At 67.5% G+C, this 13,493-nt stretch carries 13 protein-coding genes; 2 read left to right on the top strand and 11 right to left on the bottom strand.

Translation table 11 applies throughout. The annotated features are described in order from the left end of the window. The first annotated feature begins 165 nt into the window (after positions 1 to 165). Positions 166 to 570 carry a hypothetical protein gene (locus tag B551_RS03065; protein WP_006576075.1) on the top strand — a complete coding sequence of 135 codons (405 nt, stop codon included), beginning with the start codon at positions 166 to 168 and terminating at the stop codon, positions 568 to 570. Positions 571 to 629: 59 nt separating this feature from the next. On the opposite strand, the gene ftsB is transcribed toward B551_RS03065, so the two are convergent. The 11 genes from ftsB to edd all read right to left on the bottom strand — a co-directional run bounded on the left by ftsB (position 630) and on the right by edd (position 12,688). Then, a complete protein-coding gene (gene ftsB / locus B551_RS03070; protein ID WP_006576076.1) occupies positions 630 to 971 on the bottom strand; it encodes a cell division protein FtsB in 342 nt (113 codons plus the stop codon). A gap of 91 nt (positions 972 to 1,062) precedes the next feature. Continuing rightward, a complete protein-coding gene (gene eno, locus B551_RS03075) occupies positions 1,063 to 2,352 on the bottom strand; it encodes a phosphopyruvate hydratase (protein ID WP_006576077.1) in 1,290 nt (429 codons plus the stop codon). A gap of 131 nt (positions 2,353 to 2,483) precedes the next feature. After that, the gene (locus B551_RS03080) at positions 2,484 to 2,774 is read right to left on the bottom strand and encodes a DUF1330 domain-containing protein (protein WP_006576078.1); all 291 of its coding nucleotides are present in this window, start codon (positions 2,772 to 2,774) and stop codon (positions 2,484 to 2,486) included. Between the two features lie 128 nt (positions 2,775 to 2,902). Then, positions 2,903 to 3,772 (bottom strand): 3-deoxy-8-phosphooctulonate synthase, encoded by an 870-nt coding sequence (gene kdsA, locus B551_RS03085; protein ID WP_006576079.1) that lies wholly within the window; start codon positions 3,770 to 3,772, stop codon positions 2,903 to 2,905. Between the two features lie 25 nt (positions 3,773 to 3,797). Then, a complete protein-coding gene (locus B551_RS03090; RefSeq protein WP_006576080.1) occupies positions 3,798 to 5,453 on the bottom strand; it encodes a CTP synthase in 1,656 nt (551 codons plus the stop codon). A 146-nt stretch (positions 5,454 to 5,599) separates the two neighbouring features. Beyond that, positions 5,600 to 6,421 (bottom strand): peptidase, encoded by an 822-nt coding sequence (locus B551_RS03095; RefSeq protein ID WP_082928252.1) that lies wholly within the window; start codon positions 6,419 to 6,421, stop codon positions 5,600 to 5,602. 98 nt (positions 6,422 to 6,519) lie between these two features. Beyond that, complete coding sequence (locus B551_RS03100) at positions 6,520 to 7,338, bottom strand: transglutaminase family protein (protein ID WP_023263462.1); 819 nt, start codon at positions 7,336 to 7,338, stop codon at positions 6,520 to 6,522. Between the two features lie 31 nt (positions 7,339 to 7,369). Continuing rightward, positions 7,370 to 8,323 carry an alpha-E domain-containing protein gene (locus B551_RS03105; RefSeq protein WP_006576082.1) on the bottom strand — a complete coding sequence of 318 codons (954 nt, stop codon included), beginning with the start codon at positions 8,321 to 8,323 and terminating at the stop codon, positions 7,370 to 7,372. Between the two features lie 81 nt (positions 8,324 to 8,404). Beyond that, a complete protein-coding gene (locus B551_RS03110) occupies positions 8,405 to 9,877 on the bottom strand; it encodes a circularly permuted type 2 ATP-grasp protein (protein WP_006576083.1) in 1,473 nt (490 codons plus the stop codon). A 231-nt stretch (positions 9,878 to 10,108) separates the two neighbouring features. Continuing rightward, positions 10,109 to 10,618 (bottom strand): gluconokinase, encoded by a 510-nt coding sequence (locus B551_RS03115; protein ID WP_006576084.1) that lies wholly within the window; start codon positions 10,616 to 10,618, stop codon positions 10,109 to 10,111. 201 nt (positions 10,619 to 10,819) lie between these two features. Next, the gene (gene edd, locus B551_RS03120; protein WP_023263463.1) at positions 10,820 to 12,688 is read right to left on the bottom strand and encodes a phosphogluconate dehydratase; all 1,869 of its coding nucleotides are present in this window, start codon (positions 12,686 to 12,688) and stop codon (positions 10,820 to 10,822) included. Between the two features lie 294 nt (positions 12,689 to 12,982). On the opposite strand from edd, the gene B551_RS03125 reads away from it, so the two are divergent. Further along, positions 12,983 to 13,493: MurR/RpiR family transcriptional regulator (locus B551_RS03125; protein WP_023263464.1), on the top strand; the 511-nt coding region annotated here is incomplete at its 3' end.

Below are 13,493 nucleotides of genomic sequence, written 5' to 3' on the forward strand. Positions count from 1 at the left end.
CCCCCCCGCCATATTCACCGCCGCTGCCCTCTCCCCCCGCCCCTCTCCCGCAAGCGGGAGAGGGGAGAAACCCTGCAAGTGCGCAGGCGCCGCAAACTTTGTGCGCTCACTAAAATCAAAGACAACAAACTCTTACCGACACCCGCGCACCGCCTGGAGGTCATCATGCCGGCCATCCCTTCGTCGATCCGTCTTGCATTGCTGGCCGCGCCGCTGCTGGCCGCGGGATGCGCCGCCAATCTGCCCCGCGACATCAACGGTTCGCCGCCCATCGCCCGGCTGGCGCCGGATGCCGGCTCGCGCGGCCCGGCCGCGCCGCTCAGTGCCGAGGAACGCAAGCGCCTCGACACGCTGAACAAGCAGGTGCTGCGCGAACAGGAAGCCGCGATCGCGCGCGATCAGCAGGCCCAGGCATGGGCGCGCGCGTCGACCTACGCCTATCCGGCGTATCCGCTGTCGAGCTGGAGTCTGTACTACGGGGGATGGGGCCGCGGCCGCTGGGGCGGCGGGGTCAGCATCGGCTCGCCCGGCTATTGGGGCTGGGGCGGCTATCCGTACTGGTGGTGGTAAAGCGGCTGGCGTGAGCGCCGAGCCGGCGCCAGCCTGGCGCTCCGTCGCGCGGTGGTGACTTAGCGCCCGCCGGAGGCTGGCTTCGTCGCCGGAGGCGGCGGCAGCGGCGGCGTGGCGCTGACCTTGGGGGCCGGCGCGACGAACTGGATGAACACCTCGCCGTCCTTGACCATGCCGAGCTCGTAGCGCGCCCGTTCCTCGACCGCGCCGGTGCCGTCCTGCAGGTCCAGCACCTCGCCCTCGAGCTTGGCGTTGCGGCGCTTCAGCTGTTCGTTGCGGGCGGTCTGCTCGCCGACCTGCTTGTTCAATTCCCACACGCGCAACCAGCCGCCCTTGCCCAGCCACAGGGGGTACTGGATCGCGAGCAGCACCACGAACAACAGCAGCGTAATCAGGCGCATGGGCAGTTAGAGATCGGACGACTTGGCGGTGGCGGCGCTTGCGCGAGGGGCGCGGCGGCCGGGGCCGCCGCACACCCGCCGACTCCCGGGCTTAGCGCAGATTGTAGAACGCGCTCTTGCCGGGGTAGCTGGCGATATCGCCCAGGTCTTCCTCGATGCGCAGCAGCTGGTTGTACTTGGCGATACGGTCCGAGCGGGACAGCGAGCCGGTCTTGATCTGGCCGGCGTTGGTGCCGACCGCGATATCGGCGATCGTGCTGTCCTCGGTCTCGCCCGAACGGTGCGAGATCACGGCCGTGTAGCCGGCGCGCTTGGCCATCTCGATCGCGGCGAAGGTCTCGGTCAGCGTGCCGATCTGGTTGATCTTGATCAGGATCGAGTTGCCGATGCCCTTCTCGATGCCTTCCTTCAGGATCTTGGTGTTGGTGACGAACAGGTCGTCGCCCACCAGCTGCACACGCTTGCCGAGCTTGTCGGTCAGCACCTTCCAGCCGTCCCAGTCGCCCTCGGCCATGCCGTCCTCGATCGACACGATCGGGAACTTGTCGCACAGATTGGCCAGGTAGTCGGCCCACTGCGTCGAGTTCAGCGTCAGGCCTTCGCCTTCGAGGTGATACAGGTCCTCGCCTTCGCGGAAGAACTCGCTCGAGGCGCAGTCCAGCGCCAGCAGCACGTCCTCGCCGGCACGGTAGCCGGCCTTCTCGATCGCCTGCAGGATCGTGTTCAGGCATTCCTCGTTCGAGGCGAAGTTCGGGGCGAAGCCGCCTTCGTCGCCGACCGCGGTCGACATGCCCTTGTCGGCCAGGATTTTCTTCAGCGCGTGGAACACCTCGGCGCCGCAGCGCAGCGCTTCACGGAAGCTCTTCTGCGACACCGGCATGATCATGAATTCCTGGATGTCCAGGCTGTTGTTGGCGTGCGCGCCGCCGTTGACGATGTTCATCATCGGCACCGGCATCTGCATCGCGCCCGAACCGCCGAAGTAGCGGTACAGCGGCAGGCCGGCTTCCTCGGCGGCGGCCTTGGCGACCGCCATCGACACGGCCAGCATCGCGTTGGCGCCCAGGCGGCTCTTGTTCTCGGTGCCGTCCAGATCGATCAGCGTGCGGTCCAGGAAGGCCTGCTCGGAGGCGTCCAGGCCCATGATCGCTTCGGAGATCTCGGTGTTGATGTGCTCGACGGCCTTCAGCACGCCCTTGCCCAGGTAGCGCGACTTGTCGCCGTCGCGCAGTTCGATCGCCTCGCGCGAGCCGGTCGACGCGCCCGACGGCACCGCGGCGCGGCCCATCACGCCCGATTCGAGCAGAACGTCGCATTCGACGGTCGGGTTGCCGCGCGAGTCGAGAACCTCGCGACCGATGATATCTACGATTGCACTCATGGATTCCTCTTGATCTAGATCTGATGAAGCTTGGGTCCGTGCACTGCGACTGTGCACCGCGTCTGGGATCGCGCTGCCTTGCCCGCGTGCTCCGGATGGAGACCCGCGTCAGGCGACGCGCCGGTCGAAGCTCAAACGCCCTCGACCACGATCATGTTCATCCGGGCCGCATGCTCGCGCGCCTTGCGGGCCGCGCGGTAGGTCTCGCCGTCGTGGAAGGCCTGGGCCGCCTCGACGCTCGGGAATTTCAGCAGCACCACGCGGGTCGGCGCCCATTCGCCTTCGAGCGGGACCGTGCGGCCGCCGCGCACCAGCACCTCGGCGCCGTGCTCCTGCATGGCCTTGCTGGACAGGACCTTGTACTGCTCGTACTGCTGCGGATCGGTGACGTCGACGTAGGCGATGATGTAGCCGGCGGCCATGCGTATCTCCAGGATGAATCTTATGGTTGTCAACGTTGCCGCCGGATGACGGCGGCAACGTGCGGAATCGGTGATCGGCGAGAAAGCCGTTGCAGCTGACGATTGACGGCTGGCGCTTGGCGCCGCGCTCAGGCGCAGGCCGGCCAGCCGAAATTGTCTTCGAGGAAGCCGGCGCGCTTGGTCAGCGCGTCCAGGTCCTTCAGCACCGCCAGCAGTTCGCGCATGCGCGACAGCGGCACGGCGTTGGGGCCGTCGGACATCGCCTTGCTTGGATCCGGATGGGTTTCCATGAACAGGCCCGCGATACCGACGGCCACCGCGGCGCGCGCCAGCACCGGCACGAACTCGCGCTGGCCGCCCGAGCTGGTGCCCTGCCCGCCCGGCAGCTGCACCGAGTGGGTCGCGTCGAACACCACCGGCGCGCCCGTCTCGCGCATGATCGCCAGCGAGCGCATGTCGGAAACCAGGTTGTTATAGCCGAACGACACGCCGCGCTCGCACGCCATGAAGCTGTCCTCGGGCAGGCCGGCTTCGCGGGCGGCGTCGCGGGCCTTGTCGATGACGTTCTTCATGTCGCCCGGGGCCAGGAACTGGCCCTTCTTGATATTGACCGGCTTGCCGCTCTGGGCGCAGGCGCGGATGAAATCGGTCTGCCGGCACAGGAAGGCCGGCGTCTGCAGCACGTCGACCACCGCCGCCACCGGCGCGATCTCGTCGATCTCGTGGATGTCGGTCAGCACCGGCACGCCGATCTCGCGCTTGACCGTGGCCAGGATCTCCAGCCCCTTCTCCATGCCCAGTCCGCGAAAGGACTTGCCCGACGAGCGGTTCGCCTTGTCGAACGAGGACTTGTAGATGAAGGGGATGCCGAGTTCGCCGGTGATCGTCTTCAACTGGCCTGCCGTATCGAGGGCCATCTGCTCCGACTCGATCACGCAGGGACCGGCGATCAGGAAGAACGGCTGGTCCAGGCCGACGTCGAATCCACACAATTTCATCTTGCTCTCCTGCTATGCGGCCGCTTCAGGCGCCCTTGCGGCGCTGCTGGCCGGCCAGCGCGGCTTCCACGTAGGCCTTGAACAGCGGATGGCCCGCGCGCGGCGTCGAGGTGAATTCCGGGTGGAACTGCACGCCGACGAACCAGGGGTGCATCTGCGCCGGCAGCTCCATCATCTCGGGCAGGTTCTCGGTCGGGGTGCGGGCCGAGATCACCATGCCGGCCTGTTCCAGCTGCGGCACATAGTGGTTGTTGACCTCGTAGCGATGGCGATGCCGCTCGTTGACCTCGGCGCCGTAGATCTGCGCGGCCTTGGTGTCCGCCTTGACGGGCACGCGCTGCGCGCCCAGGCGCATCGTGCCGCCCAGATCGGAATCGGCCGAGCGCTGCTCGACCTTGCCGTCGCGGTCCACCCATTCGGTGATCAGCGCGACCACCGGGTGTTCGGTCTCGAGGCTGAACTCGGTCGAGTTGGCGTCGCGCATGCCGGCCACATGGCGGGCGAACTCGATCACCGCCAGCTGCATGCCCAGGCAGATGCCCAGGTACGGCACCTTGTTCTCGCGCGCATACTGGATCGCGCGGATCTTGCCCTCGGTGCCGCGCTTGCCGAAGCCGCCCGGCACCAGGATCGCGTCCAGCGGCTTGAGCACTTCGAGGTGGCCCGATTCCAGTTCCTCGGAATCGATGTATTCGATATTGACGCGCGTCGCGGTATGCATGCCCGCGTGACGCAGCGCTTCGATCAGCGACTTGTACGACTCGGTCAGGTCGACATACTTGCCCACCATGCCGATCGTCACTTCGTGTTCGGGGTTTTCCTGCGCGTTGACCAGCTTCTGCCACATCGACAGGTCGGCCGGCTTCGGATCGAGGCGCAGCTCCTCGCAGATCAGCCGGTCCAGGCCCTGCTCGTTGAGCATCTGCGGGATCTTGTAGATGCTGTCGACGTCCCACACCGAAATCACCGCTTCCTGCGGGATATTGGCGAACAGCGAGATCTTGGCGCGTTCGTCGTCCGGAATCGGCCGGTCGGCGCGGCACAGCAGCGCGGTCGGCGAGATGCCGATTTCGCGCAGCTTCTGCACCGAGTGCTGGGTGGGCTTGGTCTTGAGCTCGCCGGCGCTGGCGATGAACGGCACCAGCGTCAGATGGACGAAGGCCGCGTGGTTGCGGCCCATGCGCAGGCTCATCTGGCGCGCGGCCTCCAGGAACGGCAGCGATTCGATGTCACCGACGGTACCGCCGATCTCGACCAGCGCCACGTCGGCCTTGCCTTCGTGCGAGGCGGCCGCGCCCTTCTCGATGAACGCCTGGATCTCGTTGGTGATATGCGGGATCACCTGCACGGTCTTGCCCAGGTATTCGCCGCGCCGCTCCTTGCGGATCACCGATTCGTAGATCTGGCCCGTGGTGAAGTTGTTCGACTTGCGCATCTTGGCCGAGACGAAGCGCTCGTAGTGGCCAAGATCGAGGTCGGTCTCCGCGCCGTCTTCCGTGACGAATACTTCGCCATGCTGGAAGGGGCTCATCGTGCCGGGGTCGACGTTGATGTAGGGATCGAGCTTGAGGAGGGTGACTTTGAGGCCGCGCGACTCGAGAATAGCCGCGAGCGAGGCGGCAGCGATGCCCTTGCCGAGGGAAGAGACGACGCCACCGGTGACGAAGACGAATTTGGTCATAAACCGAGCTTGCCGGGGAAATCGGGATTATACATGAGCGGGGCCGGATGGACCGCCCGAATCGGCGTGCCGGACTGTGCGCTCACGTGTCGAATTCGGCCGCGCCCCGGCACCGTGCAAGCCCTCGAAGCCAGCTCCACCACGGTTCACTGCGGTTCGCGCGGACGCTCGCGCCGTGCCCGCACCGGCTGCCCCCAGCGGTCGCCCTCGCCCTGCCGCGTCAGCGGGTGCTCGACCCGGTCGGCGGCGTCCCATTCCGGATTGTCGATCTCGCGGAATACCTGGCGCAGGCGCTCGCCCCAGGTCTCGCGGATCATGCAGAAATACGGATTGCGGTCGTCGATGGTGGCAAAGCGCGTCACGTGCAGCGAATCGGCCTCGTAGACCAGCAGGTCCAGCGGCAGCCCCACCGAGATATTGGACTTGAGCGTCGAGTCCATCGAGATCAGCGCGCACTTGGCCCCTTCGGCGAGGGGCAACGCTGGGTGCACCACGCGGTCGATGATCGGCTTGCCGTACTTGGCCTCGCCGATCTGGAAGTAGCAGTTCTCCGGCGTCGCCTCGACGAAATTGCCGGCCGCATAGATATTGAACAGGCGCGCCCGTTCCCGGCCGATCTGGCCGCCGAAGATCAGGCTGACGTTGAACTCGATGCCGGCATCGCGCAGCGCATCGGCATCGCGCCGATGCACCTGGCGCACCGCGTCGCCGACGATCGAGGCGGCTTCGAACATATCGCGCGCGGTCCACAGCGAGCGCTTGCCGTCGCGGCTCTCCATCAGGATCTGGCGGATCGACTGGCTGATGGCCAGGTTGCCGGCGGTCATCAGCACCATGACGCGGTCGCCGGTCTCCTCGAACACCGTCAGCTTGCGGGCGGTCGAGATCGCGTCGACACCCGCATTGGTGCGCGAGTCGGACAGGAATACCAGGCCGGCATCGAGCCGCATGGCTACACAGTACGTCATGGCTTTGTCTTATTGTGGTGACATGGCGCGCGGCGGAACGCGCGGGAGCATCCCGGCATTCTAGCGCCCTCCTCGCGCGCGCCCTGCACCCCGGAGGCTCAGACCGGCTCGATCAGGATCTGCACCGACAGCGATTCGGTGCCGCCGCCCTCGCGCACGCCGCGGATCGGCGCCGCCGAGCGGTAGTCGCGCCCCACCGCCAGGCGGATGTGGCGGGTGTCGGTGAAGCAGCCGTGCGTCACGTCGATGCTGCACCAGCGCTCGCGCTCGGTGTCGACGCACAGGTCGGCCCAGGCGTGGCTGGCCAGCTCGGTGGCGGCCGGGTCGTGGAAATAGCCGCTGACGTAGCGCGCCGGCACACCGAAGGCGCGGCAGGCGGCCACCATCACCTGCGCCTGGTCCTGGCAGACCCCGGCGCCGAGTGCGAAGGCCTCGGCGGCGCTGGTGCCGACATCGGTGGCATTGGGCTGGTAGCGCACGCGTTCGCCAATCGCCTGGGCCAGCGCCAGCAGCGCGGCCGGGTCATGGCCGGCGGCCAGATACGGCGCGGCAAATGCGCTCAGCTCGGCCGGCGCGCTGGTCAGCGGCGTGCCGCTGCGAAAGTACAGCGGCGACACGCGCGCCTCGCCCGGCGGCGGGGCGTCGCCGAAGCAGCCGTCGGCATCGGCGGCGGGCGTGATCTCGACCTCGCCGCTGGCGGCGATGGTAATGGTGTCGGCCGGCCGCGCCAGCGTGAACTGATGGACGATATTGCCGAAGCCGTCGAGCGCCTCGGACAGATTGCCCGGCACCGACAGCTGCCATTGGTGCACCTGCTGCAGCGGGCCGGAGCGCGGCGCCAGCCGCAGCTCGTGAACGCTGCGGATCACCGGCTCGGTATAGCGATAAACGGTGCGGTGGTGGATCTGGTATTTCACGGTCCTGTCGCGCGACGCCGGGTTCAGGCTTTCAGGCTGCCAGCGGGGGCACCAGGAAATCCCGGCTGATGCCGCTGCCCAGATCGCCGATGCGTTCAAGGAAGCTGGTCAGGAACGCGTGCAGCCCGACCGCGAAGATGTCGTCGATGCGCGCGTATTTGAGGTCGGCATGCAGTTTACCAGCGTGCCGTTCGGTCTCGGCGGACTGCTGGTTGCGCACCAGCGCCAGGATCGCCACCACCTCGTCCATGCTCGACACCAGCGAACGCGGCATGTCGGGCCGCAGGATCAGCAGTTCGGCGACGCGCACCGGCGTGATCACGGTGCGGTAGATCTTGCGGTAGACCTCGAAGCCCGAGACCGAGCGCAGCACCGCGGCCCAGTGATAGAAATCCTGTTCGGTCCGCTCGCTGCCGCCATTCTCGCTGCCGGTGGCCTGGAACTTGACGTCGAGGATCCGCGCGGTATTGTCGGCGCGCTCCAGGAAGGTGCCCAGGCGCATGAAGTGGAAGGCGTCGTCCTTCAGCATGGTGCCGAACTGCACGCCGCGCGCCAGATGCGAGCGGAACTTGACCCATTCGAAGAACTGCGACGGATCGTCGCGCAGCACGCCGTCCGTGATCATCCGCTGCACGTCCAGCCACGTGGTGTTCAGCGTCTCCCACACCTCGGTCGTCAGCGAACCGCGCACGGCGCGCGCGTTCTCGCGCGCCGCGCGCAGGCAGCTCATGATCGACGACGGGTTGGTCATGTCGCGCACCATGAAGTCGATCACGTCCTCGCGCGAGAGCAGCCCGTACTTGTGGTCGAACGCGTGCGTCAACTCGGAGATATCGAGCATCGCCCACCAGCCCTGCTCGGCCACCTCGATCGATTGCGGCAGCAGCGAGGTCTGGTAGTTGACGTCGAGCATGCGCGCGGTATTTTCGGCGCGCTCGGTGTAGCGCGCCATCCAGAACAGGTGGTCGGCGGTGCGGCTCAGCATGATGGCTCTCCGTGGTCCGGTCGAAGATCGCGGGGGGTCGGCAGGGGTTGCCAGGTATCGATGGCTCGGCGGTTCAGCGGTTCAGCGCTCCAGCACCCAGGTGTCCTTGGTGCCGCCGCCCTGCGAGGAATTGACCACCAGCGACCCCTCGCGCAGCGCCACGCGCGTCAGCCCGCCCGGCACCATGCGCACCTCCTTGCCCGACAGCACGAATGGCCGCAGATCGATATGGCGCGGCGCGATGCCGGCCTCGACATAGGTCGGACAGGTCGACAGCGCCAGCGTCGGTTGCGCGATGTACTGATGCGGCCGCGCCTTGACCACCTCGCGGAACGCGTCGATCTCCGCGCGCGTCGCCGCCGGCCCGACCAGCATGCCGTAGCCGCCGGCGCCGTGCGTTTCCTTGACCACGAGTTCGTCCATGTGGTCGAGCACGTACTGCAGATCGTCCGGGCGCCGGCACATATAGGTCGGCACGTTGGCCAGCAGCGGCTCCTCGCCCAGATAGAAGCGGATCATCTCCGGCACATAGGGATAGATCGACTTGTCGTCGGCGACGCCGGTACCGATCGCATTGCATACCGTGACATTGCCGGCGCGATAGACCGCCAGCAGGCCGGCCGCGCCCAGCGTCGAATCGGGCCGGAACACCAGCGGATCGAGAAAGTCGTCGTCGACGCGGCGGTAGATCACGTCGACGCGCTGCGGGCCCTGCGTGGTGCGCATGTACAGAAAGTCGTCCTGCACGAACAGGTCGCTGCCCTCGACCAGTTCGATGCCCATCTGCTGCGCCAGGAACGCATGTTCGAAATAGGCGGAGTTGTACATGCCGGGCGTCAGCACCACCACGGTCGGATCGGCCATTCCCTGCGGCGACACGCTGCGCAGCATGTCCAGCAGCAGGTCGGGATAGTGGGCCACCGGCGCGACGCGGTTGCGCGCAAACAGCTCGGGGAACAACCGCATCATCATCTTGCGATTCTCGAGCATGTACGAAACGCCGGACGGCACCCGCAGATTGTCCTCGAGCACATAGAACTCGCCCTCGCCGGCGCGCACCACGTCGATGCCGGCGACATGCGCATAGATGTCGCGCGGCACGTCGATGCCCAGCATCTCGGGACGGTACTGCGCGTTGTCGTAGACCTGCTCGGGCGGAATCACGCCGGCGCGGATGATGTCCTGCCCATGATAGATGTCATGGATGAAGCGGTTCAGCGCGGCGACCCGCTGGCGCAGGCCCCGCTCCAGCAGCGCCCATTCGCCGGCCGGGAAGATGCGCGGAATCACGTCGAACGGGATGGTGCGCTCGGTGCCGCTGTTGTCCTCGTCCTTGTCGCCATAGACGGCGAAGGTGATGCCCACGCGCCGGAACACCAGGTCGGCCTCGGCACGCTTGTTGGCCATGGTGGCCTCCGACTGGCGCGCCAGCCAGTCGGCGAAGTGACGGTAGTGCGGCCGGATCGCGTCGGGCGACAAGGCCTGCCCGGCGGCGATGTTCGGGGGCGCATCGCCGCGCCAGTCCAGCATTTCATCGAAAAACCGCGCCGCCATGATGCCCTCCCCAGTGCCGGGCGCGCGACCGGCCGCCGCGCATCGTTGACTCCTACAGCATACGTCCGGCCGCTGCCCCCGAGAAGGAAGTCAGGTGCCTTGGCAGACATTCAAGCAAGATGTCTGCCAGTGGAACGGTTGCGCAAAACGGGGCGGAAAGACGCGCAGGGGCGGGAAACGGCACGGAATGGCGCGGAGCGGCGCGGGAACACGCCGCCCCGGCACACCATTTCAGTGCACGGGCTGGCTGCCGCGGACCGGCGGACGCGCCGCCAGGATCTGGCGCACCAGCTCCTCGGGCGGCTTGCGGATATCGAGCACCAGCGCGTCGCGCGGCTCCTCCAGCGTATCGAGCTGGCTCTGCAGCAGCTTGGGGTCGAAGAAATGCCCGCTGCGGCCGGCCAGGCGGGTGCGCAGCACGTCGATATCGCCCTTCAGGTAGATGAAGCTGACCCCGCCGTCGGGCGGCGTCAGCCGGTCGCGATAGATCTGGCGCAGCGCGGAGCAGGTGAAGACGTGGGGGCGGCCCTCGGCGCGGGCCTGGTCGATGGCCGCGCGCATCGCGTCCAGCCAGGGCCAGCGGTCCTCGTCGGTCAGCGGAATGCCCGCGGCCATCTTGGCCTTGTTGGCGGCGCTGTGGAATTCGTCGGCATCATGGAAGCCGCAATGCAGCGCCTGTGCCAGCAGCGAGCCGACCGTGGTCTTGCCGCTGCCGGAGACGCCCATCAGGATATAGATCATGTCTGCTCCATCGATCAGGATCGGACGGTCGGTGCCGTCCTTGTTGGTCTGACCGCGCGCCGGCGAGTTCGCATGCGGGCGGTCGAGGCCGGACGCCAGGTCCGGCCGACTTCGGGATTGATTCGATATCGGATATCGTCCAGCGGATAGCGGATAGCGGGTTCCGGATAGCGGCTGCCGCAAGTACGCCCTACAGCACGACTATAGTGCCCGCGGCGCTGGCGCCGCCATCGCATCGGCCTCGCTGAGGTCCAGCGCGCTGCCGCCCTGCTCGGCGCCGCGCGCGTGGCGGCGGAACAGGCCGAACAGGCCGCGGCCCAGGCTGTAGTCGGCGAACGCGTCCTGCGGCGGTGCAGCAGGCGCGCGGGCCGCGAGCTCTGCCGGATCGCCCAGCCACGCCAGCGTGCCGGCGACCGCATCGACGCGCAGCAGGTCGCCATCGCGCACGCGCGCCAGCGGACCGCCTGCGCTGGCCTCGGGGCCGACGTGGATCACCGCCGGCACCTTGCCGGAAGCGCCCGACATGCGGCCGTCGGTCACCAGCGCGACGCGATGGCCGGCGTCCTGCAGCGCGCCCAGCGGCGGCGTCAGCCGGTGCAGCTCCGGCATGCCGTTGGCGTTCGGCCCCTGGAAGCGCACCACGACGATGACGTCGCGGTCGAGCTCGCCGCGCGCGAACGCGTCCTGCAACGCCTGCTGCGATTCGAACACGCGCGCCGGCGCCTCGACGATCCGGTGCTCGGGCGCGACCGCCGACACCTTGATCACGCCGCGGCCCAGGTTGCCCGACATCAAGCGCAATCCGCCTTCGGGATCGAACGGCTTGTCGATCGGCGCGAGCACCTGCGCGTCGCCGCTTTGCCCCGGGGCTTCGCGCCACTGCAACGCGCCGTCGTGCAGTACCGGCTCCCGTGCATAACGCGCCAGTCCCGGGCCGGCCACGGTCTCGACGTCCTCGTGCAGCAGCCCGGCATCGAGCAGCTGCCGAATCACGAAGCCGACGCCGCCGGCCGCATGGAAATGATTGACGTCGGCGGCGCCGTTCGGATAGACGCGCGCCAGCAGCGGCGTCACGCGCGACAGCCGGTCGAAGTCGTCCCAGTCGATCACGATGCCGGCCGCACGCGCCATCGCCACCAGATGGATCGTGTGGTTGGTCGAGCCGCCGGTCGCCAGCAGTCCGACGATGCCGTTGACGACCGCGCGTTCGTCGACGATGCGGCAGATCGGCAGATAGCCATCGCCGCGTGCCGACAGTGCCAGCGCGCGCTGCGCCGCGGCGGCCGTCAGCGCATCGCGCAGGCCGCCCTCCGGCGGCACGAACGCCGCGCCCGGCAGATGCAGGCCCATGATTTCCATCAGCAGCTGGTTGCTGTTGGCGGTGCCATAGAACGTGCAGGTGCCGGCGCCGTGATAGGCCTGGCACTCGGCCTCGAGCAGCGCGTCGCGGCCGACCTGGCCGGTCGCATACAGCTGCCGCACGCGCGCCTTCTCCTTGTTCGGCAAGCCGCTGGCCATCGGTCCGGCCGGCACCATCACCACCGGCAGATGGCCGAACTGCAGCGCGCCCATCACCAGCCCCGGGACGATCTTGTCGCAGACGCCGAGCATCACCACCGCGTCGAAGGTGTTGTGCGACAGCGCGATCGCGGCGCCCATCGCGATCGCATCGCGCGAGAACAGCGACAGCTCCATGCCGGGATTGCCCTGCGTGATGCCGTCGCACATCGCCGGCACGCCGCCGGCGACCTGCGCCACCGCGCCCACTTCACGCGCCGCCGCGCGGATCAGCGCGGGATAGCGCTCATAGGGCTGGTGCGCGGACAGCATGTCGTTGTACGCGGTGACGATGCCGAGATTCAGCGCATGTTCCACGCGCAGCTTCAGCTTGTCGGCGGCCGGCAGCGCGGCGTAGCCATGAGCCAGGTTGGCGCAGGACAAGCCCTGTGCCGGGCCCAGTTCGCGTTGCGCGCGGGCGCAGCGCTCCAGGTAGGCGCTGCGGCTGGCGCGGCTACGTTCGACGATGCGCGCGGTGACGTCGCGCACGGCGGAATCGAGAGTCTGTGGCATTCGATATGAAGAGGCGAACGGGGGATCGGGCGGTTCGATCAACGGGATATCGGCGGATCCCGGCAGGGTCGATTTGTGTAGAATTTCTACATTCTACCGGAAGACGGCGCCGTTCCAGAAGCCTCGTGTCGCACCGCCCCATCCCAAACAGCGAAAAAACCCAATGAAATCGAGCTTTCCATCGTTCGGCATCAGGGTTATTCCCGACTGCGGCGCACGGCATTCCACCCGATCATTCGGCCGGCCAAGTAGAATCTCTACAAATCCCGATCCAATCCGACTCTTGCCGCCCTCATGCGTGACCGCATCCTCGCCGTCTACGACTCCCTTCGCCCCTCCGAACGCCGCCTCGCCGACTACGTCGCGCGCCACGGCGCCAGCGTGATCCGGCTGTCGATGCCGGAGCTCGCTCGCCTTGCCGGCGTGTCGCAGCCGACCATTGCACGCTTTTGCGCGGCGCTCGGCTACGACGGCTTTCGCGAGTTCAAGCTGCAGTTCGCGCAGACCGTCGGCGCCGGCACGCCTTTCGTGCACCAGGACGTCAATCCGCAGGACCGGCCGGCCGATATCGCCGGCAAGGTGTTCGACCGCACCATCGCGACATTGATGTCGGTGCGCAATGCGTTGTCGGCCGATCAGATCGAGCACGGCATCGCGCTGCTGGCCGGCGCGCGCCGCATCGAGTTCTACGGCTGCGGCAACTCCGGCATCGTCGCCCTCGACATCCAGCACAAGTTCTTCCGTCTCGGCATGCCGACCGTCGCGTACTCCGATCCGCATGTGTTCAGCATGTCCGCCGCGCTGC

Source organism: Cupriavidus sp. HPC(L) (genome assembly GCF_000307735.3).
Classification (GTDB): Bacteria; Pseudomonadota; Gammaproteobacteria; order Burkholderiales; family Burkholderiaceae; genus Cupriavidus.